This is a genomic window from Pseudarthrobacter equi (assembly GCF_900105535.1).
GTDB lineage: Bacteria > Actinomycetota > Actinomycetes > Actinomycetales > Micrococcaceae > Arthrobacter > Arthrobacter equi.
The window spans coordinates 4,178,634-4,203,219 of record NZ_LT629779.1; the positions used below are offsets into that span (position 1 = coordinate 4,178,634).

Sequence of the window (24,586 nt, forward strand, 5' to 3'; positions counted from 1 at the left end):
AGTGAAAAGTACGATTTCGGCGATGCCCACCGGCGGGCATGCTGATGGACGACCCGCCGGGGACTGCCTGGCGTCTTATCCGATTGGAATCAACGATGAACTCCAATGCCCCCAGGAAATCCCTGGCCGTCATCTTCGTGCTGTGCTGGCTTGGCCTGCTCGCGGACGGCTACGACCTCTACGTCTACGGCGCCACCCTCCCAGGCCTGATTGGACATCCGCCGTTCAACGTCACCCCCGCCGCCGCTGGTGCCGTCGGCTCCATTGCGCTCGTGGGGATGCTGCTTGGCTCCCTGATCGTCGGCACACTGACGGACCGGCTGGGCCGGCGCCGCATCTTTGTCAGCGCCCTTGCCCTCTTCTCGCTGGCCATGCTGGCCTGCGCCGCAGCGCCCAGCTGGGAGCTTTTTGCGGTGTTCCGCTTTGTCGCATGCTTCGGCGTGGGCGGTTTGCTTCCGACGGCGGTGGCCCTCACCAACGAGTTCGCCCCGCCCGGCAAGAAATCGCTGGTGCTCGGCGCCGTGCTGACGGGCCCGGCCGTGGGGACCGTGGTGGCATCCCTCAGTTCGCTGGCCCTCCTGGAGGGAAGCGGCTTCCGCCCGGTGTATGCCATCGGCGCTGCCGGCCTGTTGATCGTCCCGTTCGCCTGGTTCCTGCTGCCGGAATCGCCGTCGTTCCTCCGCACCCAGCTCCGCACCGCCGAGGCGGACAGGCTCGAAGCCGCTTACGGGCTGCCCGGCAGCGCCGCCGCCCCGATCTCATCCGCCGTCCCTTCCGCCAGGATCTCGCCCACGCGTGCCCTGTTCGCCGAGGGGACGGCCCGGACCACCGTCCTGTTGTGGGCCGTTACCATCCTGAGCCTGCTGACGATCTTCGGCGTCAGCACCTGGCTCCCCCAGATCATGCGGACGGCCGGCTTCGGCGTCGGCTCTTCCGTGTCGTTCCTGCTGGCCTACTCGGTGGGCGCCGTCGTCGGCACCGTCCTTGCGTCCATCGCCAGCCAGAAGTTCGGGCCACGGCCGCTGGTGATCGTCGGCTTCGTGAGCGCGGCGGCAGCCCTCCTGCTGATGTCCACCAACCCGCCGGCCGCCCTCATGACGGTACTTGCCGCCGTCGCGGGTTTTGGCGGACTGGGAACACAGAACATGATCAACGACTTTATTGCCCAGTACTACCCTGCCGCTACGCGAGCCACCGGCCTGGGGTGGGCTTTGGCCGTGGGCCGTCTCGGCGCTATTGCCGGGCCCACCTACGGCGCGTTGCTGGTGGGCTTTGGTGGCGGAGTACCCGTGGCCGCCATGGCATTCGCGGCACCCGCCCTGATCGGTGCCGTGCTGATGCTCGCCCTGCGCACCAGGGCTGCGCGGCGTCCTGCGGTCGCGGCCGACGCGGAACTGGTGGCCTGACACATTGACGCAGGGACGCGAGGTCCCTGCGCTGAACCCAGGATGCCCCGGCCGGTAACCGGCCGGGGCATCCTGCTGTGGAATAATCCGCTGCGGGAGGCCAGACGACGTGAACAATGAACTGATCCTGCGCGGGCGTGTGGTCACCGGACGCCTGGACATCGCCGATGGTGTGGTGGCTGTGGACGGCCGCCGCATCACGTACGCGGGTCCGGCGTCGGACTTCCCCGGAGGGTCCCTGCCTGCCCGCGATCCCGCTGCCGCAGCACGCATCCTCCTCCCCGGCCTGGTGGACCTGCATTGCCACGGCGCGCACGGCAACGACTTTTCGGAAGGATCTGTGGACGGCGCCCGGGCCGCGGCACAGTACCTGCACAGCCGGGGCACCACAACGCTGCTGGCCAGCCTGGTGACGGGGTCGCCGCGGGACCTGCTGCGCAATCTGACTGCCCTACGGACGGTGGCCGGCGAAGGTCTGACTGCCGGGTCCCACCTTGAGGGGCCCTTCCTGGCTTCGTCCCAGTGCGGCGCCCACGACCCCGGGTTGCTGCTGGAACCAGACACCACCCTGATGGAGCAATTGCTGGAAGCCGCCGGGACCTCCCTGGCATCCATGACGCTCGCCGCAGAGCTTCCGGGCGCATCCGCGCTCCTGGATCTGCTGGCCTCACGCGGGGTGATCCCATCGCTGGGGCACACGGCCGCCGGGCATTCCACTGCCGCGGCGTTCCTCAGCCGTGCCGCTGTGGAACTTGGTAGTTCGTCCAACGGCACGGGCAGGCTGCGGCCCACAGTGACGCATCTGTTCAACGCCATGCCGCCGCTGCACCACCGGTCCCCCGGCCCCGTTGCAGCAAGCCTCAGCGCCGCCCGCGGCGGGCAGGCAGTGGTGGAACTGATCGGCGACGGCGTCCACGTGGCTCCCGAGACCACCAAGCTGGTGTTCGACCTGGTGGGTGCAGGGAACGTCGCACTGGTCACCGATTCGATGGCCGCGACGGGACTGCACGACGGCGGCTACCGGCTTGGGAGCCTGGCGGTCACCGTTGAGCAGGGCGTGGCACGGGTGGACGCCACGGGTGCCATCGCCGGCGGTACGGCCACGCTGCTGGATGTGGTGAGGGTGTCCGTGGCCGCCGGGGTCCCGCTGCAGGATGCGGTGCTGGCGGCGAGCAGTGTTCCGGCCGCAGTCCTCGGCCTGTCTTCCGAGGTGGGCGACCTTGCCGCCGGGATGCTTGCCGACGTTGTGGTGGTTGACAGCGGGCTTGCGCTCACCGGGGTGCTCCGGCACGGCGAATGGGTCTCCCCGCTCGTGTAAGGGTGCCGGGCTGGTTCTGCTGCACAGCCGGTTCTGCTGCGTTGCCGGTTTCACTGCGTTGCTGGTGAGAATCCGGCGATGAGTTAGAGATGAGTTGGAGCAGCCCCTGAATGTCAGACCCTCGCGCGATGATGCCTTTATGGGAAACGCAGTGGTTGGGGCAGCGGCGATGGAGGGTCTTCGGGCCACTGTCGCCGGCCTCGACGCGTTGTTTCTGGGTGAGTTCGAGCTGGACCGGGATGCCCCTGACACCGTGGCCCGTGAAGCAATCGATGTGTTGGAGCGGAAGTCGGAGCTTCGGCTGCAGCGGCTGGCGTTCTGGAAGCAGTTGGCGGCCCAGGCCGCGGCCGGAATGGCAGCGGACGCCACGGATTTCGCGGAGTTCCAGGAGGCGATGACACCGCCGGAGGCCACAGGTTCGGAGCGGGCGTTCGTTGAGATGTCCACGACGGCGGAGGTCGCCGGGGTCTTAACCCTCAGCCCTGGCGCCGCGGCGGCGTTCATCAGCCAGTCCCGCAAGGTCTGTGCGATGCCGGCGGTAGCGGCGGCACTGGCGGCGGGTGCGGTGTCGTGGCGGCACGCGGTGATCGTGGCCGACGAAACGGACTGCCTCGCCCCCGAGAATGCTGAGGCGTTGGTGGCGCATTTCTTCGACCCGGACGCCCCGAACCCGGCCCGCGGGTCTGCGCCGGGTGACCTGGTGGCGCACCTGTTCCGCCGGAAAGTCAGGACCTGGCGAGAACGCAGCTACCCCGCCTCCGTTGCAATCCGGCATGCGAAGTGTGTGGCGGAGCGGCGGATGGAGTACCGCCCCGACGCCGATGGGATGGCAACAATTACCCTGGTCCTGCCCGGGGACACCGCCTGCGCCATCTGGAACAAAACCACGGCCATCGCCCGCGGCCTCCAAGGCCCCGGCGAAACCCGCACCCTTACCCAGTTGCGGCCGGACACCGCAGCAGCGCTCCTCTTGAGCGCCCACACCGGGGCCGCTGCCACAGGCCGGTCCATCGATGGCCAGGAAACCGGCGCCGGGACCGACCCATACTTCGTTGACCTCAGCAAGATCCCCGCGCCGAAAGCCGACGTGCTGGTCACTATCCCGATATTTACAATGTTGGGCAGCACCGACGAACCGGCAGACCTCGACGGATACGGGCCAATCCCGGCAGCCATGGCCCGCAAACTCGTCGCCGACGGGGCGACCTCGTTTTACCGGGTCCTCGTCGACCCCCGTACCGGTGCGCCGCTCGAGATTGGCAGGACCAGTTACCGGTTGTCGGAGGCGATGAAACGCTGGATCAGGATGCGCGACGGACACTGCACGTTCCCCGGCTGCACCAACCCCACCACGGACAACGACACCGACCACCTCACCGCCTGGCAACACCACGGCACAACAGGAGTCAGCAACCTGGCACAGCTCTGCCCCAAACATCACCGTCTCAAACACCACAGCGGCTGGACCCCCACACCAGCCACCACAACCGAACCACCCGGCTGGACCTCACCCACAGGCCGCCACTACCCGGGCCAACACCCCGACCCCCAACCACCCCACTGGCCACCCCGACTCCCCGAACAGGACCAAGCCCTGACCGGAGACCCAGTCACGGCTGAAGCGCCCGACCCAGCTGAAAAGCCTGGCACGGCAGCGGGGGCAGGCACGGCACCGGACAGACACCTGAGAACGGTCGGAGACCTTGGGCCAGTTGGAGACCTTGCGCCCGCCGGAGACGTTGTCGCTGCGGGTGGGCCCGGCTCGACCAGAGAATCAGGCGCGCCGTCAGGCAACCAACCGGAAGAACTAAGCCCGCTCGAACAAGCACTCACGGACTACCTCGCCGCGTGAATCGAGGCAGCCGCAAGGCGGACCTACTAGTCGCCCGTCAGGCATTGCTGCGTGCCCCGTCAGCAGCCACGGCCTGACAAAAGGGCGTGGTTCGTCGGCAATCATGATTTGTCGGCAGTTCTTACCCATCCGCTCCGGGAAGGCTGACCTCCACAATGCCATCGGTGATGCGGGTGTCGAACCGCGGCTGTCTCGCTGTGGCCGGACCTGCAACAACTTCGCCGGTCCGGAGGGAGAACGTGCTCCGGTGCCAGGGGCAGACGACGCAGGGGCCGCCGTCGTCCGCAAGGTTGGAGCTCTTCAGCTTGCCCTCGTGCAGCGGGCCGGAGAGGTGGCTGCAAACGTCGGAGAGCACGCTGACGCTGTCCCCTTCGCGGAAGACAAGCAGGTTCAGCCCGGCGACCACGCGCTTGTCGAGCTTTCCGTCGGGCAATTCCGCAAGCGGCGCCAGGGCATGCCACCCCGATGGGAACCGGTGCGGAATCTCTTCGCTGTGGTTCACGCCGGCTGCCTGCCGGTACGTCAGATGGCCGCCAAGGAAGCCTCCGCCGCTCACCACGGCGAGGCCCAGGTAGCCCAGCACCTTGCCGCTCGAGTGGCTGCCCCTGGCGCGCTGGACCAACGATGCCGAGTACAGGGTTGTAGCCGCAATGTTGGCTGCCGCATGGATCAGCCCCACGCGCTGCTGCTGGGGATGCAACTGCGTCCAGTCCGTGAATCCGGCCACGGCCGACGGAACGGCGCTCAGGGCGCCCACACCCACCAGGATCTTTGCCGCCTGCTCGGTCCCGGGAACAGCGTCGAGAACTGCGGCCGATATCCACGCGCCCATGGGGACCTGAACGGCCAGCGGGTGCACGGGGTGTCCCACGGGGACGCCGTGCAGGACGTCGCGCATCCAGCCGGGCGGGATGATTTTCTTGACTGCCTTCCGCACGCTCTTGGCCACTGGATCAAGCCATTCGGCGTCCTCAAAGCGGGTTACTAGCTCAAGCGCAGGCAGCGGTTTCATGGAACTCCCTTACCCCGAAATCTCGTATGCAGTCGATGCACCCAGAGCATAGCGGGGAACCCTGCTGTTCAATAGGGCCGGAAACGGCCATGGCAGTCCTGGCTGAACGAACGCAGGATTGCAGCCGGACACGGGCAGGGGAAAGCAGACTTGGCTGGATGCCGGCGCCGCGGCGACCGTCGTCACCGCGGGCAGCGCGACCAGCGCGGGCGGTACGGCTGCCTGAGGCAGTCCGGGCACACCCCGAGAAGGCTTTAATCCAGACGATGTAGAATATCGATCTTGGCTTTCTTCCACCAGCCGGTGGGAAGCGAATCCGCAATCAAAGGCCCGCCGTGAAATTTCCCCCACCGGACGCTGCATCCGCCCCGGCCACTACGCCCGCCCGCGGTGCTGCGGCAGAAGCAGCTATCGCCCTGCTGTTGGGCATCCTGTCCGCCCTCCTCGGGTTGGTCCCGTGGCTGGTTACCGGGGCGCGGTTGCCTTTGCAGAACCTGTGGGCGGCCGAGGTTTTGCCGGAGGCGATGCCGGTGGCGTTCCTTCCCCTCAGCCAGTACCAAACCACCACCATCGTGGCGCTACTGACGCTGGGTGGTGCCCTGGCCGGCTTGGCTGTGCGGGTGTGGAGGCCGGCCCGGCGTGGACTTGCATCGGGCTTCGCTGTGGCAGGTATGGCACTTGTCCAGGGCATCGCCGTACTGCAGGCGTTCGCCGTGCTGGGTGCTGGCCTGCTTGGGGGTTCGATGGCCACCATCTACTTCACAGGGCTGCTGGCGGGCACACTGACCGCCATCGCGGCGGCTGCAGTGGCCTTGCTTATGCTGGCTGCACGCTCCAAGCCTGTGGCAGCCTTGGGAATCGGACTGATGGCTGTCCCGGCTGCTTCCTGGCTGGCCGCCGCTGCCACCTACTTGGCGGGCCCGCAAGGTGTTCCCATTCCCCTGACGCTTGCCTGGCGCTGGCTTCCGGCCGTTGTGGTGGGGCTGGCCCTTGCCTGGTGTGGGGTGCGGCCATTCGTACGCCTTCTGGTGTGGGCTGCCAACCTTCTGCTGCTGTGGCTTGTTCCTGCGCTCTTCACCAGCATCAATTACGTGCTGGGTACTCGCGGCTCTTTGGGCGACGTCAGCGAGATGGGCCTCCTGGCCCGCCAGATCCTCGCAGCCACCCTGGGGCCTGGCGGCGGAGGCGGACCGACCGTGGCGCTGGCACTGGGCATCGGACTCGTGGGAGCAGGCGCCCTGGAAGTGCGCCGCAGGCACGCAACCCCCGCAGCGCAGGAGTGAACCCGGCTCGAACCTGACGGACCTACATCAGCGCATGCATGCCGTAGCTTCGCGGCCGCCCGAAGGATGCAGCGCCAAGGAATTCGACGGCGACGAACGGCTCGTCGCCCACCACCCACTCGTCATGCCCGGGAGGGAGCGCGTAGGTATCGTGTGCGTGGATTGACGAGGACCCGCCGTCGGACGTTTCGATATCGAGCCGGCCTGAGATGCAGTACCCCAGGTGGTGATGCTCGCAGAAGGCCGTCAGCTCTGCGGGCTTGGCGGATTCCGACCAGCGCCAGCCAGGGGCGAGGATCAGGCGGGCCACGGTGTAGTCGTCAACGGTGACAAGGTCGAACTCGGCCTTGTCCGGGCAGCGCTTCCGGTCCGGAAGATCAAGTGATTTCACTGCCAGAGCTCTGATGAAATTAGCGGTCACCGGAACACATTCTGTGGATCAGGGGATGGAAGCCCACTGTGGAGCGGGCCATGTATTGGATACCGATGAAGCGGTTTTGTGGAGATCGAGACCTATCGCCGCATGCGCCTTTGCCCCCGGCGCATGCCCATTTGCCAGACAGCTGGTTACCTCTTACCGTAACCCTGCCGGACCTGAAGTCAATGGAAAATTCCTGGCAGCTGCGTCACCCTGAGCGGCTCCCTGAGCGGACCGTAAAAACCAGCCAAAAAGGTACTTCGGCATATGGAATATGACAGTGTTCGGGTCCACGCTTTAATGACCGGAACACAAACTCCGGGGAGTCAAGCCCCCCGCTTAGTCGGGCGTGCTGTTTGAAATGGGACAGGCAGGCTGCGGCCGCCACACTGGTCAATCGCGACTTGCCCGGTCGCGCGCTCAGCGCTGCCTTCGCAGGGACACTCGCACCCTGCGCAAATGGGAAAACGCATCCTTTCCAGGAGCAATAAAATGTCAATCACTCCAACACTCAAAACCCGGTCCATCAGGGCAAAAATGGCGCTGGTTCCAGCTCTCACGCTGGGCCTCCTTGGAGGCGCGGCGGCAGTGGCCACACCGGCCCAGGCCAACGACAACCACAGAAGCGGTTGTACCGTGGACCCCCTGGCGCCGACCGACCTGCGCGGCAACAGAGTCGACTTCAAGATCAAGGTCGACTGTTATGGCGAGCGGACCGTCCAGATCCGCCAGCTGCGCTATGAGGACGAGCGCGGCCCGCGTCACAGCGACGACTTCCTGGGCGGCTCCTACTTCTACGAGCACTTCAACCGGCACGACGGCGCCAGGACCCTCCACAGCGTTGACCGGGTGCCGAACCTTGACCGCAGGGGTGGCGAAGAGGTTTACCACATCGTCTCCTTCCGCGTGAGGGACGACAGGGGACACTGGTCCGACTGGACCCGGTGGGAAAAGAGCCCGGTAGCTGACGTACACCGCTAGGGCTAAGTGAACCGTTAGGGATCTACCCGCACCCGAGCCAGGGGCCAAGCCCCTGGCTCACCTCTGTCACCGCCGCCCGCACCGGCCGCCGGGGACGTGCCTCAGCCGGCCATCTCCAGGCCGCCGGCATGGACGACGGCGCCACTCGCCGTCGTATCCCGGTTCAGCAGCCAGCCCACGCGTTTGACGGTGCTGAGCATGACCACGCTCTCCACCAGGTCGATGCCGGGGACCTTTTGCTGCAGCGTCAGTTCCGCCGTCATGACATCGGCCAGGGAATGCAGCCACATGATGATCACGAAGTTCGTGGGCCCGGTGGTGGAGGCACTGAGCCTGACGTTACTGATGGTGCGGATGGCTGCCGCTGCTTCCTCGTGCCGGCCTGCCGGCACATTGGCGAACCACTGGCAGGTCACGGGGTAGGAGGACAGCCCCTGGGCCACCTCGCAGCGGAACAGCAGGATGCCGCTGCCCAGCACCCGGTTGAGCTGCCGCTGCACCGTGGCAGGCTGACGTCCCAGGCCGCGGGCAATCTCCGCTGCGGTGGCCCTGCCGTCCCGCGCCAGGTAGGGAAGCAAATCCAGGTGGCTGGCAGGAAGCTGGGCCGCCGCAGGGCTGCCGCCGGACGCGGCCTGGTTTCCGAGCGTCCGCAGCGTCGCCTGCTGTGATTTGTCGAGAATGTTGAGCCGCCAGGCATCACCGCTGCTGTGCAGCCGGGTGCACAGCGCGGTCTGGTACTTGGTCAGCCCGTCGATGGCCTTGAGCCGGGCCACCACCTTCTCGCTGAACTCCTCAAGTGTTTTGGTGATCACCGTAAGCATGAGGTCCCGGTGGCTCGCGGCTTCCTCGACGGTGACGATCTCCGGAATGGCGGTGAGCTGCGCGGTCACGGCTTCCCGCTGGTTCATCTCGCAGTCAACGGCCACGAAGGCCAGGAGCATCTGCTGCGGATCACCCGCCAGGTGGGCCGTCACCCAGGCGGTACCACTGGATTTCAGCCGCTCCCACCGGGCCGCGAGGGTGGTGGCGTGAACGTCCAGTACTTTGGCCGCATCAGCCCAGCCCAACCTCGGTGAGGTCTGCAGGACCTGGATCAGGGCAAGATCCTCCTCGCTGAGCTCCATGGGATCGCCTTCTTCGTAGTGCATGAATCGTGGGGAAAACCCGTTCGTGCAGCATATTTCCTGCGCTGAACGCGAATGTGAACCACGCCACTCCAGAATAGTCGACGAGAAGGACTGACCGACGCCGAGGAGCTGGAATGACGATTACCACCGATGCCAAGGACCTGCAGGAAGACCTGGTCCGCCTGCGCCACGACCTGCACCGGCAACCGGAAATCGGTCTCCAACTTCCCCGGACCCAGGAGAAGGTCCTCAAGGCATTGGACGGCCTCCCTTTCGAAATCACCTTGGGCAAGGACACGACGTCGGTGACAGCGGTGCTGCGCGGAGGAGCCGGCCGCGGTGAAGACGGAGGTCCACAGGAGCCCGCCGCGCAGCGGCCCGCGGTCCTGCTCCGTGCGGACATGGACGGCCTTCCCGTCCAGGAGAAGACCGGGGTGGACTTCACCTCCCAGGCCGAGGGCGCCATGCACGCCTGCGGCCACGACCTGCACACGTCCATGCTGGCCGGAGCCGCCACCCTCCTGGCCGAGAAGCAGCACCAGCTGGCCGGCGACGTCGTCCTCATGTTCCAGCCGGGCGAGGAAGGTTTCGACGGCGCCAGCTACATGCTCCGCGAAGGTGTCCTGGACGCCGCCGGCCCCCGCGTCCAGGCGGCCTACGGCATGCACGTGTTCTCCTCGTTGGAGCCGCACGGCACGTTCTGCACCAAGCCGGGCGTCATGCTCAGCGCCTCGGACGGGCTGGAGGTCACCGTGCTGGGCGCCGGCGGCCACGGTTCGGCACCGCACTCGGCCAAGGACCCCGTGACGGTGGCAGCGGAAATGGTGACCGCCCTGCAGGTGATGGTCACCCGGCAGTTCAACATGTTCGATCCCGTGGTCCTGTCCGTGGGCGTGCTGCATGCCGGCACCAAACGGAACGTCATCCCGGAGTCGGCCCGCATCGAGGCCACCATCCGGACGTTCTCCGAAGCGTCCCGCGTGAAGATGATGGAGGCAGTGCCGCGCCTGCTCAAGGGGATCGCCGCCGCACACGGGGTGGAGGTCGCCGTCGACTACCTGCAGGAGTACCCGCTCACCATCACCAACGAGGACGAAACGCACACCGCCGAGAAAGTCATCGGCAACCTCTTCGGCGAGCGCCGGCTGGCCCGGTGGGCCACCCCGCTCAGCGGTTCCGAGGACTTCTCCCGGGTGCTGGCCGAGGTCCCCGGAACCTTTATCGGGCTCAGCGCAGTCGCTCCCGGGGCGGACCATGCCGCCTCACCGTTCAACCACTCCCCCTACGCAACGTTCGACGACGGCGTGCTGGCTGATGGAGCCGCGCTCTACGCCCAGCTCGCCATCTCGCGGCTGGCCACCCTCGCCGCAGCTTCATAGCCGACAAGATTCACAGCCGGCAGCAGCGCCGCTGCCCGGCACCACCACCCGAACCGACCACCAGGAAGCCACCATGTCCATTGCAGTAACCAAGCAGCAGACTGGACGCATGTCCACCGCCAAGACCGTCGTCGGCACCGGCATCGGCAACGCCGTCGAATGGTACGACTGGGCCATCTACGCCACTTTCACCCCGTTCATCGCCAGCCAGTTGTTCAGCAAGCAGGACCCGGCTTCGGCCGTGCTGTCCACCCTGGCGATCTTCGCCGTCGGCTTCGTGGCACGCCCGTTCGGCGGCTTCCTCTTCGGCTGGATCGGAGACAGGGTGGGCCGCAAAGCGTCCATGACCCTCGCCGTCGGCCTCGCCTCCCTGGGCAGCCTGATGATCGGCGTTGCGCCCACCTTCGCCGCCGTCGGCGCCTGGGCATCCCTGATGCTCCTGGTGGCCCGGCTGGTCCAGGGCCTGGCGCACGGCGGCGAGCTCCCGTCGTCGCAGACGTACCTGTCCGAGATGGCCCCCAAGGAGCACCGCGGATTCTGGGCCACCCTCATCTACACGTCGGGAACCGTAGGCATCCTGTTCGGCACCCTGCTGGGCGCAGTCCTGAACATGACAATGACTGCCGAGGCCATGAATGCCTGGGGCTGGCGGATCCCGTTCCTGCTGGGCGCCGCGATGGGCCTGTACGCGCTGATCATGCGGTCACGGCTGCACGAGACCGAGGCGTTTGAGGGCGAGTCAAAGACGGAGAAGCGTGCCCCGATCTGGCCGCAGGTTGTCCAGTACCGCAAGCAGGCCCTGCAGGTGATCGGGCTGACCGTCGGCCTGACGGTGATCTACTACATCTGGGGCGTCGTGGCACCGAGCTACGCCACCACCGCGCTGAAGATCGACCGCGGCGAAGCCCTGTGGGCCGGCGTGGTTGCCAACATCGTGTTCATTGCCGCCCTTCCCGTCTGGGGCAAGCTCTCGGACCGCATCGGCCGCAAGAAGGTGCTGTGGGCCGGCGCCATCGGCTCTGCGGTGTTCCACTTCCCGATGACCTGGCTGCTGAAGGATTCCGCGTGGCAGCTGGCGGTATCGATGTCCGTCATGCTGATTTTCATCGCTGCGAGCGCCGCCATCGTTCCCGCCGTCTACGCCGAGCTGTTCCCGACCTCGATCCGCACCGTTGGCGTGGGCGTCCCGTACTCCATCTGCGTGGCAGTGTTCGGCGGCACCGCACCCTACCTGCAGCAGTGGCTGGGTACCTCACTCGGGGCACCCCAGGTGTTCAATGTCTACGCGGTGGTGCTGCTGGTCATCAGCGCCGCATTCGTCTTCAGCATCCCTGAGACGAAGGGCAAGGACCTCACGCACTAGGGCCGCACAGGCTTCACCGACGACGGCGGGCTCCGCACCTGATCTGGTGCGGAGCCCGCCGTCGTTGTTCTCTTTTCGTTCGCACCTGCATCGGTGCGCTGCGGCTAGGAGGCCGTTCCGCCGTCGTTCTTCGCCGGCGGCTGGGCTGCGGCGGCGTGGTTGCCGTCCGCCGCGGCACTGTCTGCGTGACCGTGACCATGGTCTTCATTAGCCTTGGCCTTGTTGGACGGCAGCGCCTTGAGCAGCGGCGTCACCACAGCCATCACGATGGTTCCCCAGATGACACCCAGCACTGCGGAACACAGGGTGTTCACCAGCCAGGCCAGGAAGCCGCCCACTACCGCGAAGCCGGCGAACGGGTGCTCGAGGGCATGGACCAGGTCGTACAGGGTGTGCCAGCCGAGATCATGCGTTCCCTGCAGCATGATGTGGCCGCCCACCCAGAGCATGGCGATGGTTCCGATGAAGGTGATGGCGCCGAGCACTGCGGGCATCCCCCGGACCAGGAGCTCGCCGAAGCGCTGGGAGCCCGCGGAATCCTTCGCGGCCAGGTGCATGCCGACGTCGTCCATCTTGACGATGAGCGCCACGGCGCCGTAGACGGCCACGGTGATCACAATCGCGACGACGATGAGGATGAGCGCCCGCACCCACAGGGAGGCATCGGGGACCTCGTTCATGGCGATCACCATGATCTCGCAGGACAGGATGAAGTCGGTGGTGATGGCGCCCTTGACCACTTTGGACTCCGCCTCGGGACCCCGGTCAACGGCAGGCGAATCCTCATCCGCTGAGTGGTGGCCGCGGAGCTTGTGCCACACCTTCTCCGCACCCTCGTAGCAGAGGTAGGTGCCGCCGAGCATCAGGATGAACGGAATGGTCCACGGGATGAAGGCACTGATCAGGAGCAGCGCGGGCAGGATGATCAGGAGCTTGTTGCGCAGCGAACCCCAGAAGATCTTCTTGATCATCGGCAGCTCGCGGGACGGGTCGGCCCCGGAGACGTACTGCGGGGTGACGGCAGCGTCGTCGATGACCACGCCCGCCGCCTTCGCACCGGCCTTGGCTGCCCCGGCTGCGACGTCGTCCACCGAGGCCGCTGCGATACGCGCCAGGGCCGCAATGTCGTCGAGCAGGGCGACGAGTCCGCCGCTCACAGCTCCGCCCCGGATCGTGTGGGGGCTGGTGGCGTCACTTGGGTGTCTCGGCTGAGGCGCGTGGTTGGCATGTTCGGAGTATATGTTGGCGGGCCGCCGGACATGCGGCTGCCGTGGCCCCTCACACCATCCCGCCCCCTTGACTCCATGCCCCACACTTCCCTACACTTTTCATAAAGCAGAATCTAAATTCCACAAAGCGGAATAAAGCAAAGAACCGGCGACGGTCCCCACGCTGACCGCAAGGGAAGATAGATCAAAGCCCCTCCCTCGGAAGGACCTACGATGACGTACACAGTGAACTGCTCCATCCTCCTCACGGAACTGCCCCTGCTCGAGCGCCCCGCGGCGGCCAAGGCAGCAGGCTTCGACGCCGTCGAGTTCTGGTGGCCCTTCGAGACCTCAGTCCCTGCCGACAGCGAGATCGCCAAGTTCGAGAACGCCATCACGGACGCGGGTGTGCAGCTCACCGGCCTGAACTTCAACGCCGGCAACATGCCCGGCGGTGACCGCGGCCTGGTCTCCTGGAAGGGACGCTGCTCCGAGTTCAAGGACAACATCGACGTGGTGGCCGGCATCGGCGAGCGCCTCGGTTGCACGGCCTTCAACGCCCTCTACGGCAACCGGCAGGACGAATTCACCCCCGAAGAGCAGGACGAACTCGCCGTCAGGAACCTCGTGGCAGCAGCTGAAGGCGTGGCCCGCATCGGCGGCACCGTCCTCCTCGAACCCGTCAGCGGCGCACCCAGGTACCCGCTCCTCACCGCCGACGACGCACTCAGGGTCATCGCCCGCGTCAAGGCGGAAGCCGGCGTCGGGAACATCAAGCTCCTCGCCGACTTCTACCACCTGGCAGTCAACGGCGACGACGTCGAATCGGTCATCGAAAACCACGCCAAGGACTTCGGCCACATCCAGATCGCGGACAACCCCGGCCGCGGCGCACCCGGCACCGGCACACTCCCGCTGGGCGAATGGATCGCCCGCAGCCGCGAACTCGGCTACGACGGCTACATCGGCCTCGAGTACAAGGAACCGCAGGAAACGGCCTTCAGCTGGGCCATCCGCGAACACGCCGCCAAGTAATCCCCCGCAGACTTTCCAGAAAGAGAACCATCATGAGCAACGTTGCAGTCATCGGACTCGGAATCATGGGCCTGCCCATGGCCATCAACCTGGTCAAAGCCGGCCACACCGTCACCGGGTTCAACCGCAGCCAGGACAAGATCGACAAGCTGGTCTCCGAGGGCGGCCAGGGCGCCTCGAGCATCGCGGACGCCGTCAAGGATGCCGACGTCGTCATCACCATGGTGCCGGACTCCCCCGACGTTGAGGGCGTAGTCAGCGGCAAGGACGGCGTCTTCGCCAACGCCAAGCAGGGCACCCTGTGGATCGACGCCTCCAGCATCCGCCCCGACGTCGCCAAGCGCCTTTCCGATGACGCCCGCGAAGCCGGCATCCGCCCCCTCGACGCCCCGGTCTCCGGCGGCGAGCAGGGCGCCATCGACGCCGTGCTCTCCATCATGGTGGGCGGCGAGAAGGCAGACTTCGACGATGCCCAGGACGTCCTGAACGCCGTCGGCAAGACCATCGTCCACGTGGGCCCCTCCGGCTCCGGCCAGACCGTCAAGGCTGCAAACCAGCTGATCGTGGCCGTCAACATCGAGGTCCTCGGCGAAGCCATCGCTTTCCTTGAGGCCTACGGCGTGGACACCGACGCCGCCCTCAAGGTCCTCGGCGGCGGCCTGGCCGGCTCCAAGGTCCTGGACCAGAAGGGCCAGAAAATGCTGGACCGCAACTTCGATCCCGGCTTCCGCCTCGCCCTCCACCACAAGGACCTGGGCATCGTCACCGCCGCCGCCCGCGAAGCCAACGTCGCCGTCCCCCTCGGCGCCGTCGTCGCACAGCTCGTCGCCGCCACCGTCAACCAGGGCGACGGCGCGCTGGACCACTCCGGACTCTTCAAGCAGGTCCTCCAGCTCAGCGGCCGCAAGTAACCCAGGCCTGAAGCAGCCCCGCCAAAACGGGGCACTTCGACACGGACACGCCGGCCGCCGTCGTCCATTACGACGGCGGCCCTCCCCAAAGCGCCCCGCGACCGCCGGGCCTTCCCTCAGCACACCCAAAAACACCCAGACTTCGCCCTCCCAAGGGGCACAACAAGGAGCACACCATGAGCAAGATGCGTACCGTTGATGCAGCGGTGGCCATCCTGGAAAAGGAAGGCGCCATCGAGGCGTTCGGCCTGCCAGGCGCTGCCATCAACCCCTTCTACTCCGCAATGCGCGCCCACGGCGGCATCCGCCACACGCTGGCCCGCCACGTTGAAGGCGCCAGCCACATGGCCGACGGCTTCAGCCGCGCCAAGGACGGCAACATCGGCATTTGCATCGGCACCTCGGGCCCCGCCGGCACCGACATGATCACCGGCCTGTACGCCGCCTGGGCAGATTCCATCCCCATGCTCTGCATCACCGGCCAGGCACCGGTGGCCAAGCTGCACAAGGAAGACTTCCAGGCTGTGGACATCGAGTCCATCGCCAAACCCGTCACCAAGATGGCCATGACCATCCTGGAACCCGGCCAGGTGCCCGGCGCCTTCCAGAAGGCCTTCCAGCTGATGCGCTCCGGCCGCCCCGGCCCCGTCCTGCTGGACCTGCCCATCGACGTGCAGATGGCCGAGATCGAGTTCGACATCGACACCTACGAGCCCCTGCCCGTCGAAAAGCCCAAGGCCTCCCGCAAGCAGCTGGAAAAGGCCCTGGACATGCTGCTCGCCGCCAAGCACCCGCTGATCGTGGCCGGCGGCGGCATCATCAACGCCGGCGCCTCCGCGCAGCTGGTGGAGCTGGCCGAGACCCTCAACGTTCCCGTCATCCCCACCCTGATGGGCTGGGGCACCATCCCGGACGACCACCAGCTGATGGCCGGCATGGTGGGCCTGCAGACCAGCCACCGCTATGGCAACGAGAACTACCTGCAGAGCGACTTCGTGATCGGCATCGGCAACCGCTGGGCCAACCGCCACACCGGCGGCCTGGAGACCTACACGGCCGGCCGCAAGTTCGTGCACATCGACATCGAGCCCACGCAGATCGGCCGCGTGTTCTCGCCGGACCTGGGCATCGCGTCCGACGCCGGCGCGGCGCTGGCAGGGCTCGTTGAGCTCGCCAAGGAACGGGCTGCTGCCGGTTCCCTGCCGGACTACAGCGCCTGGGTTGCCGAATGCCAGGACCGCAAGGCCTCGCTGCACCGAAAGACCCACTTCGAGAACATCCCCATCAAGCCGCAGCGCGTGTACGAGGAGATGAACAAGTCCTTCGGGCGCGACACCACCTACGTGTCCACCATCGGCCTGTCCCAGATCGCCGGCGCGCAGATGCTGCACGTCTTCGGCCCGCGCAAGTGGATCAACGCCGGCCAGGCAGGCCCCCTGGGCTGGACCGCCCCGGCAGCCCTCGGCGTCGCCCGCTCCAACCCGGACCAGACCGTGGTGGCGCTCTCCGGCGACTACGACTTCCAGTTCATGATCGAGGAACTGGCCGTGGGTGCGCAGTTCAACCTGCCGTACATCCACGTGGTGGTGAACAACTCCTACCTGGGCCTGATCCGCCAGTCCCAGCGCGGCTTCAAGATGGAGCAGAACGTCTCCCTGGCGTTCGAGAACATCAACAGCTCGCACCTGTCCGAAGAGACCCGCGGCTACGGCGTGGACCACCTGAAGGTGGCCGAGGGCCTGGGCTGCAAGGCCGTCCGCGTGGAGGACCCCAACGACCTGGGCGCCGCGTTCGACAAGGCCAAGGCCCTGATGGGCGAGTTCCAGGTTCCCGTGGTGGTGGAAGTGATCCTGGAAAAGGTCACCAACATCTCCATGGGTGTGGAAATCAACGCCGTCAACGAGTTCGAGGAACTGGCCGAGTCCGCCGCTGACGCCCCCACCGCCATCCTGGCACTGCAGGCGTAACCATGCGGATCGTGATTGCCCCGGACAAGTTCAAGGGATCCCTGTCCGCCCCGGAGGTGTGCAGGTTCCTGGAAAAGGGCCTGCAGCGCGGAGCAGGCGGGAACCTGGATGTCCTCCGGATTCCGGTGGCCGACGGCGGCGAGGGCACCCTCGACGCCGCCGTCGGCTCCGGCTTCACCCGGCGCACGGCCACGGTGGCCGGGCCCACCGGGCAGCCGGTGGAAACCGAGTTCGCCGTCCGGGGCCACGACGCCGTCATCGAAATGGCCACAGCATCCGGGCTGGCGCTGGTCCCCCGCGTACAGGACGGCGGCCGGCCCGCCTCGGCGGATGCCACCACGGCCACCAGCCTGGGCACCGGGCAGCTCATCCGTGCCGCGCTGGACGCGGGTTGCCGCCGCATCGTGCTGGGCGTTGGGGGCAGCGCGAATACCGACGGCGGTGCTGGGCTCCTGCAGGGCCTCGGCGCCAGGTTCCTGGACAGCCGCAACAACGAACTCCCCCCCGGGGGTGCGGCGCTGGCCAACCTGCACAGCATCGACTTCACCCACTTTGAACCCCGCCTGGTGGACACCCGCTTCGTGCTGGCATCCGACGTCGACAACCCCCTGCTGGGCGCCCAGGGCGCCGCGGCGGTTTTCGGCCCGCAAAAGGGTGCCACACCACAAGACGTCGGCATGCTCGACGCCGCCCTGGCCAGGTTTGTCGAAGTCCTGGCCAGGGAAATCGGATTCCGCGCCGTCAAGGCCGCCGAGGCTCCCGGAGCCGGAGCAGCCGGCGGCGTGGGCTACGCCGCCATCGCAGCCCTGGCCGCAACGCGGCGGCCGGGAATCGACGTCGTCCTCGAATTCACGGAACTGGCGGACCGGTTGGCCGGTGCCGACCTGGTGATCACCGGCGAAGGCAGCCTGGACGAACAGAGCCTGCTCGGCAAGACCCCCATGGGCGTTGCCAGGGCCGCAGCAGCACGGGGCATCCCCGTCATCGCGGTGTGCGGGCGGACCACCCTGGAGCACAGCCAGGCCGCCGCCGCGGGATTCGAAGACGTCTACGCTTTGACCGAACTCGAAACCGATGTAAACAGGTGCATATCAGAGGCTGGCGAGCTTCTGGAGCAGCTGGGCACCCAGATCAGCAAGCGGCTGGCGGCCGGACGGCCCGCCAACGCTGCAAGTACAAAGGAGGACCTCCGTGTCTGAAGAACGTTTTGACCTGGTCATCCGGGGCCAGCGCATCCTCACCACCGCCGGCATCGCCCCGCGCGAAGTGGGCGTCCGCGGCGGCAAGATCGTCGCCATCGAGCCGCTGGGCAACGGCCTGGCCGGCACCGAGATCATCGAACTGGCTGACGACGAAACCCTGCTCCCGGGACTGGTGGACACCCACGTCCACGTCAACGAGCCCGGCCGCACCGAGTGGGAAGGCTTCGCCTCCGCCACCCGCGCCGCAGCAGCAGGCGGCGTCACCACCATCATCGACATGCCGCTGAACTCCGTCCCGCCCACCACCACCGTGGCCAACCTCAAGCTCAAGCGCGAGGTGGCCGAGGACCAGGCGTTTATCGACGTCGGGTTCTGGGGCGGCGCGATCCCCGGCAACAAGGCGGACCTGCGCCCGCTGCACGACGACGGCGTGTTCGGCTTCAAGTGCTTCCTCCTCCACTCCGGCGTGGACGAGTTCCCGCACCTGGACGCGGACGAGATGGAAGAGGACATGGCCGAGCTGAAGTCCTTCGACTCGCTCATGATCGTCCACGCCGAGGACTCGCACGCCATCGACCGGGCACCGCACCCCGGCGGCGACCACTACGAAACCTTCCTGGCCTCCCGCCCCCGCGGCGCCGAGAACAAGGCCATCGCCGAGGTCATCGAACGGGCCCGCTGGACCGGTGCCCGCGCGCACATCCTGCACCTCTCGTCGTCGGACGCGCTGCCCATGATCGCCTCGGCAAAGCGCGACGGCGTCAAGCTCACCGTGGAGACGTGCCCGCACTACCTGACCCTCATGGCCGAGGAAATCCCTGACGGCGCCACCGCGTACAAGTGCTGCCCGCCCATCCGCGAGGCCTCCAACCGGGAGCTGCTGTGGCAGGGCCTTCAGGACGGCACCATCGACTGCATCGTCTCGGACCACTCCCCCTCCACACTGGACCTCAAGGACCTGGAAAACGGCGACTTTGCCGTGGCCTGGGGCGGAGTCTCGTCGCTGCAGCTGGGCCTCTCCCTGATCTGGAGCGAAGCCCGGCACCGCGGCATCCCGCTGGAGCAGGTGGTGTCCTGGATGGCGGAGAAGCCCGCCAACCTGGCCCGCCTCACCAACAAGGGGCAGCTGGCCCTGGGCTACGACGCCGACTTCGCGGTCTTCGCCCCGGATGAGGCCTTCGTGGTTGACGTGTCCAAACTCAAGCACAAGAACCCCATCACGCCTTACGACGGCAAGACCCTGGCAGGCGTGGTCCGCAAGACTTTCCTGCGCGGCGCCGTGGTGGACGGCCAGACCCCCACGGGCAAGCTGATCCGCCGCGGCGGCGTCTAGGGACGCGCCATGGCAGTGGAAGCACACCATCCACGGGCGGCTTTCCCTTCGGGGATGCCTTCCCGCCCGCGGATGCCCCACAGCCGGCAAATGGCGGAGCCTTCCATGACACAGCCCCCTCGTTCAGGCCAGCCCCCGCGGGCGGTCCAGCCCAAAGCTGTGGCCCGCGGCCTGGCCGTCTGGGTGGTGCCGGAAGAAGGAACCAGCCCCGAAATCCTGGCCCGGGCCGCCGAACTGGTGCTCGCCCGTGCCCTGCAGACTGCTCCGGAGGCGGAAGTCCACTGGCCTGCCGCCGGAGCCCCCATGTCCGGGGCCTCCGCCGGGGAGGGAGCCACAGACCACTCCTCCCGCACTCCCTCCACGGCGGAGGACCCCGGCGCTTCAGCCCGTGATTCATCGGGTGATCCAACCGGTGATCCAACCGGCCATCCAACGGATAAGGCCGGCGGCAACGCTGCCGGGACTGCTGCGGCGGCTGCTGCGGTGGAAGCCGGGACGGCAGGCAGCGCAGTCGACGACGCTGCCTACCTGCCGCCGTCGGCCGGGCCCGTCAGCACCGTGGCCGTGGACCTCGCCGCCGATACCGTCCTCCTGGATGGCGTGCCGGTCTCCCTGACCGGCGTCGAATATAAGGTTCTGCGGTTCCTGGTCACCCACCTGTCCCGCACCGTCAGCCGGGAGGAGCTTCAGGAATTCCTGGAGTTCCTGAATTACCCCGGCGCCACCGCCCGGTCCATCGACGTCTACGTGGGCCGGATCCGGCGGAAGCTTGGCAACGCCCGCCACGCCGTGGCAACCGTCCGAGGCGGCGGTTACCAGTTCATCCCCGGCCCGCACGCCACCGTGCGCGGGCCCGCCGAATACTCCATCTGAAACCCCACCGAGGAGCAGCATGACCACCGCGCCCAACAACACCGCGCCCTTTACTGCCCGGCTCCAGCCCGGCAGCCCCGCACCGACCTTCACGCTTCCGGACGCCGCAGGGAACCCCGTATCGCTCGAGTCTTTCCAGGGCCGGAACGTGATCGTGTATTTCTATCCGAAGGCCGCCACCCCCGGCTGCACCACCGAAGCGTGCGACTTCCGCGACAACCTGGCCTCGCTGCAGGGCCACGGCTACGAGGTCCTCGGCATCTCCCCCGACGCCCCGGAAGCCCTGGCCGGCTTCACCGCAGACCACGCCCTGACGTTCCCGCTGCTTTCGGACCAGGACCACGCCGTGGCCCGGGCGTACGGAGCCTGGGGCGAGAAGCTGGTCAACGGCGAGATCCTCGAAGGCGTCCTGCGCTCCACTGTGGTGGTCGGGCCGGACGGCCGTACCGTCCTCGCGCAGTACCAGGTGGAGGCCCAGGGCCACGTCGCGGCGCTGCGGGAAGAACTCGGCCTCTAGCCCAAACGCCCGCTCACTCGTGGCGCCCAAACCCCAAACGCCCGCTCACTCGTGGCGCCCAAACCCCAAACGCCCGCTCACTCGTGGCGCCCAAACCCCAAACGCCCGCTCACTCGTGGCGCCCAAACCCCAAACGCCCGCTCACTCGTGGCGCCCAAACCCCAAACGCCCGCTCACTCGTGGCGCCCGTCGGATGGTTGCGCCATCAGTTGGGGCACTTTAGACCCGGGTTTGGGGACGCTGTCTGATGGCGCATCCGGTTTGCATACCGGCCGCATGGCACCAGCACAGCAACGGCACAGCTGTGCCCGGGAACGTGGATGGAACAGATCCCCGAGCCTGAAGCAGGACCCATGCGACGTTTCCCCGGTGCCATCCTTTCCTCCTCCGCCCTGGCGGTAGCCCTTGCCCTGACCGGGTGCGGTGTTGGGGCCGGCGCGGAGTCTTCCGGCACGCAGGCCACGTCCGCAGCGTCAGCCAGCGCGGGAGTGGATGCCGGCAACGGCACCACGGACACCACGACGCCGGACTCCACCCTTTTCACGGAGGGCGCCTCCCACACCGTCAGCGTCACGTGGAACGAGGACGACTACGCCGCGATGATCGCTGCCTATGAGGCCGACGGGTCGAAAGACTGGATCGCCGCGGACATCACCATCGACGGCACCACCGTGTCCAACGTGGGCGTGCGGCTCAAGGGCAACTCCACGCTTCGGAGCCTGAGCGGCAACGGCGCGGGTGGCGGCGGGATGGGCGGGAACGCGGCGTCGTCCAGGATCTCCTCCGACGTTCCAGAGTCCTTGCCCCTGCTGATCCGTTTCGACAAGTACGTGGACGGCCAGACCTACCAGGGGCTGGGCGAGGTGTCGTTGCGCCCCGGCTCCCCCGTCCTGAATGAGGCGCTGGCCCTTGCCCTCACGGGGGCCAGCGGTCAGGCCACGCAGAGGTACGCCTACACCACCTACTCGGTGAACGGCAGCCCCACCCAGACCCGGCTGCTGGTGGAAAACCCCGATGAGGACTACGCCGACTCCCTGTTCGATACCCCGGGAGTCCTCTACAAAGCCGATGCCGACTCCAGCTTCACCTACCAAGGCGACGACCTGGCCACCTACGAGGACCAGTTCAAGCAGCTCAACAACGGGGACAGCGAGACAGTCCAGCCCATCGTCGACTTCCTCAAGTGGCTGTCCGAAGCCACCGACGAGGAATTCGACGCCGGCCTGGCGGAGCGCGTGGATGTGGAGTCCTTCGCCCGCTACACCGCTACGATGAACCTGCTGGTCAACGGCGACGACATGGCCGGGCCCGGCCAGAACTACTACCTCTGGTACAGCCTGGACACCAAGAAGATCTCCGTCATTTCCTGGGACCTCAACCTCGCCATGACCGGCGACGCCACGGCATCGCCCGAGGCGCAGCTGTCCATCGGCGGTGGCGGCGGTGGCGGCGCAGGGAATCAGGGTGCGGGAGGCGGCATGCAGCCTCCCGGAACGGACGACGGCGGGTGGGCACCTTTTGCGGGAGCCGCAGCGGACGCTGACGGCACGGCAGGAGCAGCGGGCGGAACGGGTCCAGGAGCCGGAGCGGCCGCGGGGGCTGCAGCCGGTGGAGGAGGCCGGGGCGGCAACGAACTGAAGGAAAGGTTCCTGACTTCGGAGGCCTTCCAGTCAGTGTATGACGCCGCCTACGCGGATCTTTACGCGCAGCTGTACGCCAGCGGAACCGCGGCCAGCCTCCTCGACTCAATTGCCGCCGTCGTACCCCTCAGCGACGGGCTCACCGCCGAGGAACTGGCTGGTGAAACGCAGACCCTGCGCACTTTCATCCAGCAACGCACTGACGCGCTTAAGGACCAGGTTTAGGCAGCCGGAAAGGCGTCCGCGGCAGGGGTGGCGGAATACCGGGTGTGACGGCGGAGTTGTTGCTGATAGCGGAAAACCGCTTCACTTGATGTTGGCCATTATTGACCGAATCTCCAAAGGAACGCCATGAGCCAGACCTTGACCACCAAGCTTCAGCCCGGAACCCCGGCTCCCGACTTCACCCTGCGGGATGCCCAGGGCCGGGAAATCTCCCTGGCCGATTACCGTGGCAAAAATGTCATTGTGTACTTCTACCCCAAGGCCGCAACCCCCGGCTGCACCACCGAAGCCTGCGATTTCCGCGACAGCCTGGGCGCGCTGCAGGGCCAGGGGTACGAGGTGGTCGGCGTCTCCCCCGACGCCCAGGAAGCCCTTGCCGGCTTCAGCGGCGACTTCTCCCTCACCTTCCCGCTGCTCTCCGACCAGGACCACGCCGTCGCCCTCGCCTATGGCGCCTGGGGCGAGAAGCTGGTCAACGGCGAGATCGTCGAGGGCATCGTCCGTTCCACTGTTGTGGTGGACACCGAGGGCAAGGTGGTCCTGGCCCAGTACCAGGTGAAGGCCGACGGCCACGTGGCCCGGCTGAAGGAAGCCCTGGGACTCTAGTTTCCGCTGACGGGTAACGCGTCTACGGCAGCCGCTACTGGGAACCTGTCATCGAAAGAACGCCTCCGCGCGGAAAGTGCGGGGGCGTTCTTCGTTGGCGGGCGGCGTTGGCGGGCGGCGGTGGGGTTGTTCGGCGGTGCGGTTGTTCGGTCACGGATGCGGTGCCAGGAAGCGGAAGCGCCCGCGGAACCGTTGCCGCACCCCCCGGCCGGTGACAGGATGGCGGCATGGCGATCGAAATCCGTCCGGCCACCGATTTCGCGGACGTCAAAACCCTCGTGGGCCCCAAGCGGCCGGATGCGAACGTGTGTTGGTGCCTGAGCTACCGCATCCCGTCGAAGCAGAACCAGCAGCTTCACGGAACTGAGCGCGGGGAGTTCGTGAAAAAGCTGGTGGCGGAGGATCCTCCGCCGGGAATTTTGGCGTACGACGGCGGCGAGCCGGTTGGGTGGGCAGCGGTCCACCCCCGCGCGGACACGGGTTTCGCCACCAACCGGCGGATCCCGCACGTGGACGCCCGGGAGGTGTGGTCCATCTGGTGCATCCGGGTCCGGCCAGGGCATCGCGGCAACGGAATCTCGCACGCCCTGCTGGCGGGAGCCGTGGACCTCGCACGGACCTACGGAGCACCCGCCGTCGAAGGCTATCCGGTGGACAACGCCGGGCAGAAAGTGGGCCTCACCATGGCCTACGTGGGCACTCGGAAGCTCTTCGAGGACGCCGGTTTCACGAAGGCCGCGGACACTGAGTCCGTGCTCAATGGCTTTCCGCGGGTGCTGATGCGGCTGGACCTGGCTCAGTAGCGGCCCCGCACAGTGAGCTATGCGGTGGGCCCCGGCGCTGACAGCCCAGGCGGTGGCAGGCATGGCGGTGGCAGGCACGGCAGTGAGCCCGGGCCGGTGGATCGATGCCCGGCCGTAAGCTGATACT

The 24,586-nt window shown here is 67.1% G+C and carries 21 protein-coding genes; 17 read left to right on the forward strand and 4 right to left on the reverse strand.

From position 1 onward, the window contains the following. The first annotated feature begins 95 nt into the window (after nt 1-95). From BLT71_RS19065 to BLT71_RS19075, 3 genes are all read left to right on the forward strand, one after another. On the forward strand, nt 96-1,406 hold the full coding sequence (locus BLT71_RS19065) for an MFS transporter (protein ID WP_091723360.1): 1,311 nt from the start codon (nt 96-98) through the stop codon (nt 1,404-1,406). Nucleotides 1,407-1,515: 109 nt separating this feature from the next. After that, entirely contained in the window at nt 1,516-2,724 is a 1,209-nt protein-coding gene (locus BLT71_RS19070; RefSeq protein ID WP_091723362.1) for an N-acetylglucosamine-6-phosphate deacetylase, read from the forward strand. Nucleotides 2,725-2,863: 139 nt separating this feature from the next. Next, nucleotides 2,864-4,576: an HNH endonuclease signature motif containing protein gene (locus BLT71_RS19075; protein WP_231994372.1), complete on the forward strand. Its 1,713-nt coding sequence runs from the start codon at nt 2,864-2,866 to the stop codon at nt 4,574-4,576. Between the two features lie 121 nt (nt 4,577-4,697). Here the strand turns inward: BLT71_RS19075 and BLT71_RS19080 are convergent, their stop codons facing one another. Then, a complete protein-coding gene (locus tag BLT71_RS19080; RefSeq protein ID WP_091723363.1) occupies nt 4,698-5,588 on the reverse strand; it encodes a Rieske 2Fe-2S domain-containing protein in 891 nt (296 codons plus the stop codon). Nucleotides 5,589-5,923: 335 nt separating this feature from the next. Between BLT71_RS19080 and BLT71_RS19085 the strand changes: the two genes are divergently transcribed. Next, the gene (locus tag BLT71_RS19085) at nt 5,924-6,871 is read left to right on the forward strand and encodes a hypothetical protein (RefSeq protein WP_091723365.1); all 948 of its coding nucleotides are present in this window, start codon (nt 5,924-5,926) and stop codon (nt 6,869-6,871) included. 22 nt (nt 6,872-6,893) lie between these two features. Here the strand turns inward: BLT71_RS19085 and BLT71_RS19090 are convergent, their stop codons facing one another. Beyond that, nucleotides 6,894-7,262 carry a cupin domain-containing protein gene (locus BLT71_RS19090; protein WP_231994373.1) on the reverse strand — a complete coding sequence of 123 codons (369 nt, stop codon included), beginning with the start codon at nt 7,260-7,262 and terminating at the stop codon, nt 6,894-6,896. A gap of 519 nt (nt 7,263-7,781) precedes the next feature. On the opposite strand from BLT71_RS19090, the gene BLT71_RS19095 reads away from it, so the two are divergent. Next, nucleotides 7,782-8,270, forward strand: a complete 489-nt coding sequence (locus BLT71_RS19095) for a hypothetical protein (protein ID WP_091723368.1) — start codon at nt 7,782-7,784, stop codon at nt 8,268-8,270. A gap of 101 nt (nt 8,271-8,371) precedes the next feature. Here the strand turns inward: BLT71_RS19095 and BLT71_RS19100 are convergent, their stop codons facing one another. Then, entirely contained in the window at nt 8,372-9,394 is a 1,023-nt protein-coding gene (locus BLT71_RS19100; RefSeq protein ID WP_091724203.1) for an Lrp/AsnC family transcriptional regulator, read from the reverse strand. A gap of 137 nt (nt 9,395-9,531) precedes the next feature. Here BLT71_RS19100 and BLT71_RS19105 point away from each other — a divergent pair, with 137 nt between their 5' ends. Then, nucleotides 9,532-10,776 (forward strand): M20 metallopeptidase family protein, encoded by a 1,245-nt coding sequence (locus BLT71_RS19105; protein ID WP_091723370.1) that lies wholly within the window; start codon nt 9,532-9,534, stop codon nt 10,774-10,776. Nucleotides 10,777-10,849: 73 nt separating this feature from the next. Next, nucleotides 10,850-12,139: an MFS transporter gene (locus BLT71_RS19110; protein WP_091723371.1), complete on the forward strand. Its 1,290-nt coding sequence runs from the start codon at nt 10,850-10,852 to the stop codon at nt 12,137-12,139. 104 nt (nt 12,140-12,243) lie between these two features. Here the strand turns inward: BLT71_RS19110 and BLT71_RS19115 are convergent, their stop codons facing one another. Beyond that, nucleotides 12,244-13,296 carry a DUF808 domain-containing protein gene (locus BLT71_RS19115; RefSeq protein ID WP_091723373.1) on the reverse strand — a complete coding sequence of 351 codons (1,053 nt, stop codon included), beginning with the start codon at nt 13,294-13,296 and terminating at the stop codon, nt 12,244-12,246. A 285-nt stretch (nt 13,297-13,581) separates the two neighbouring features. On the opposite strand from BLT71_RS19115, the gene BLT71_RS19120 reads away from it, so the two are divergent. From BLT71_RS19120 to BLT71_RS19165, 10 genes are all read left to right on the forward strand, one after another. Continuing rightward, complete coding sequence (locus BLT71_RS19120) at nt 13,582-14,382, forward strand: hydroxypyruvate isomerase family protein (protein WP_091723375.1); 801 nt, start codon at nt 13,582-13,584, stop codon at nt 14,380-14,382. Continuing rightward, the gene (locus BLT71_RS19125) at nt 14,271-15,293 is read left to right on the forward strand and encodes a 2-hydroxy-3-oxopropionate reductase (RefSeq protein WP_407681225.1); all 1,023 of its coding nucleotides are present in this window, start codon (nt 14,271-14,273) and stop codon (nt 15,291-15,293) included. The genes BLT71_RS19120 and BLT71_RS19125 overlap by 112 nt, the downstream gene beginning before the upstream one ends. Before the next feature lie 176 nt (nt 15,294-15,469). Next, nucleotides 15,470-17,260: a glyoxylate carboligase gene (gene gcl / locus BLT71_RS19130; protein ID WP_091723378.1), complete on the forward strand. Its 1,791-nt coding sequence runs from the start codon at nt 15,470-15,472 to the stop codon at nt 17,258-17,260. Between the two features lie 2 nt (nt 17,261-17,262). Next, on the forward strand, nt 17,263-18,459 hold the full coding sequence (locus BLT71_RS19135; RefSeq protein ID WP_091723380.1) for a glycerate kinase: 1,197 nt from the start codon (nt 17,263-17,265) through the stop codon (nt 18,457-18,459). Beyond that, nucleotides 18,452-19,795: an allantoinase AllB gene (gene allB / locus BLT71_RS19140; RefSeq protein ID WP_056080894.1), complete on the forward strand. Its 1,344-nt coding sequence runs from the start codon at nt 18,452-18,454 to the stop codon at nt 19,793-19,795. The genes BLT71_RS19135 and allB overlap by 8 nt, the downstream gene beginning before the upstream one ends. A gap of 105 nt (nt 19,796-19,900) precedes the next feature. Further along, nucleotides 19,901-20,668 carry a winged helix-turn-helix domain-containing protein gene (locus BLT71_RS19145; RefSeq protein WP_091723382.1) on the forward strand — a complete coding sequence of 256 codons (768 nt, stop codon included), beginning with the start codon at nt 19,901-19,903 and terminating at the stop codon, nt 20,666-20,668. A gap of 19 nt (nt 20,669-20,687) precedes the next feature. Beyond that, on the forward strand, nt 20,688-21,185 hold the full coding sequence (bcp, locus tag BLT71_RS19150) for a thioredoxin-dependent thiol peroxidase (protein ID WP_091723383.1): 498 nt from the start codon (nt 20,688-20,690) through the stop codon (nt 21,183-21,185). Between the two features lie 353 nt (nt 21,186-21,538). After that, nucleotides 21,539-23,050: a CotH kinase family protein gene (locus BLT71_RS19155; RefSeq protein ID WP_091723384.1), complete on the forward strand. Its 1,512-nt coding sequence runs from the start codon at nt 21,539-21,541 to the stop codon at nt 23,048-23,050. A gap of 126 nt (nt 23,051-23,176) precedes the next feature. Next, the gene (gene bcp / locus BLT71_RS19160; RefSeq protein ID WP_091723386.1) at nt 23,177-23,656 is read left to right on the forward strand and encodes a thioredoxin-dependent thiol peroxidase; all 480 of its coding nucleotides are present in this window, start codon (nt 23,177-23,179) and stop codon (nt 23,654-23,656) included. 227 nt (nt 23,657-23,883) lie between these two features. Further along, the gene (locus BLT71_RS19165) at nt 23,884-24,459 is read left to right on the forward strand and encodes a GNAT family N-acetyltransferase (protein WP_091723388.1); all 576 of its coding nucleotides are present in this window, start codon (nt 23,884-23,886) and stop codon (nt 24,457-24,459) included. The last annotated feature ends 127 nt before the right edge of the window (nt 24,460-24,586 follow it).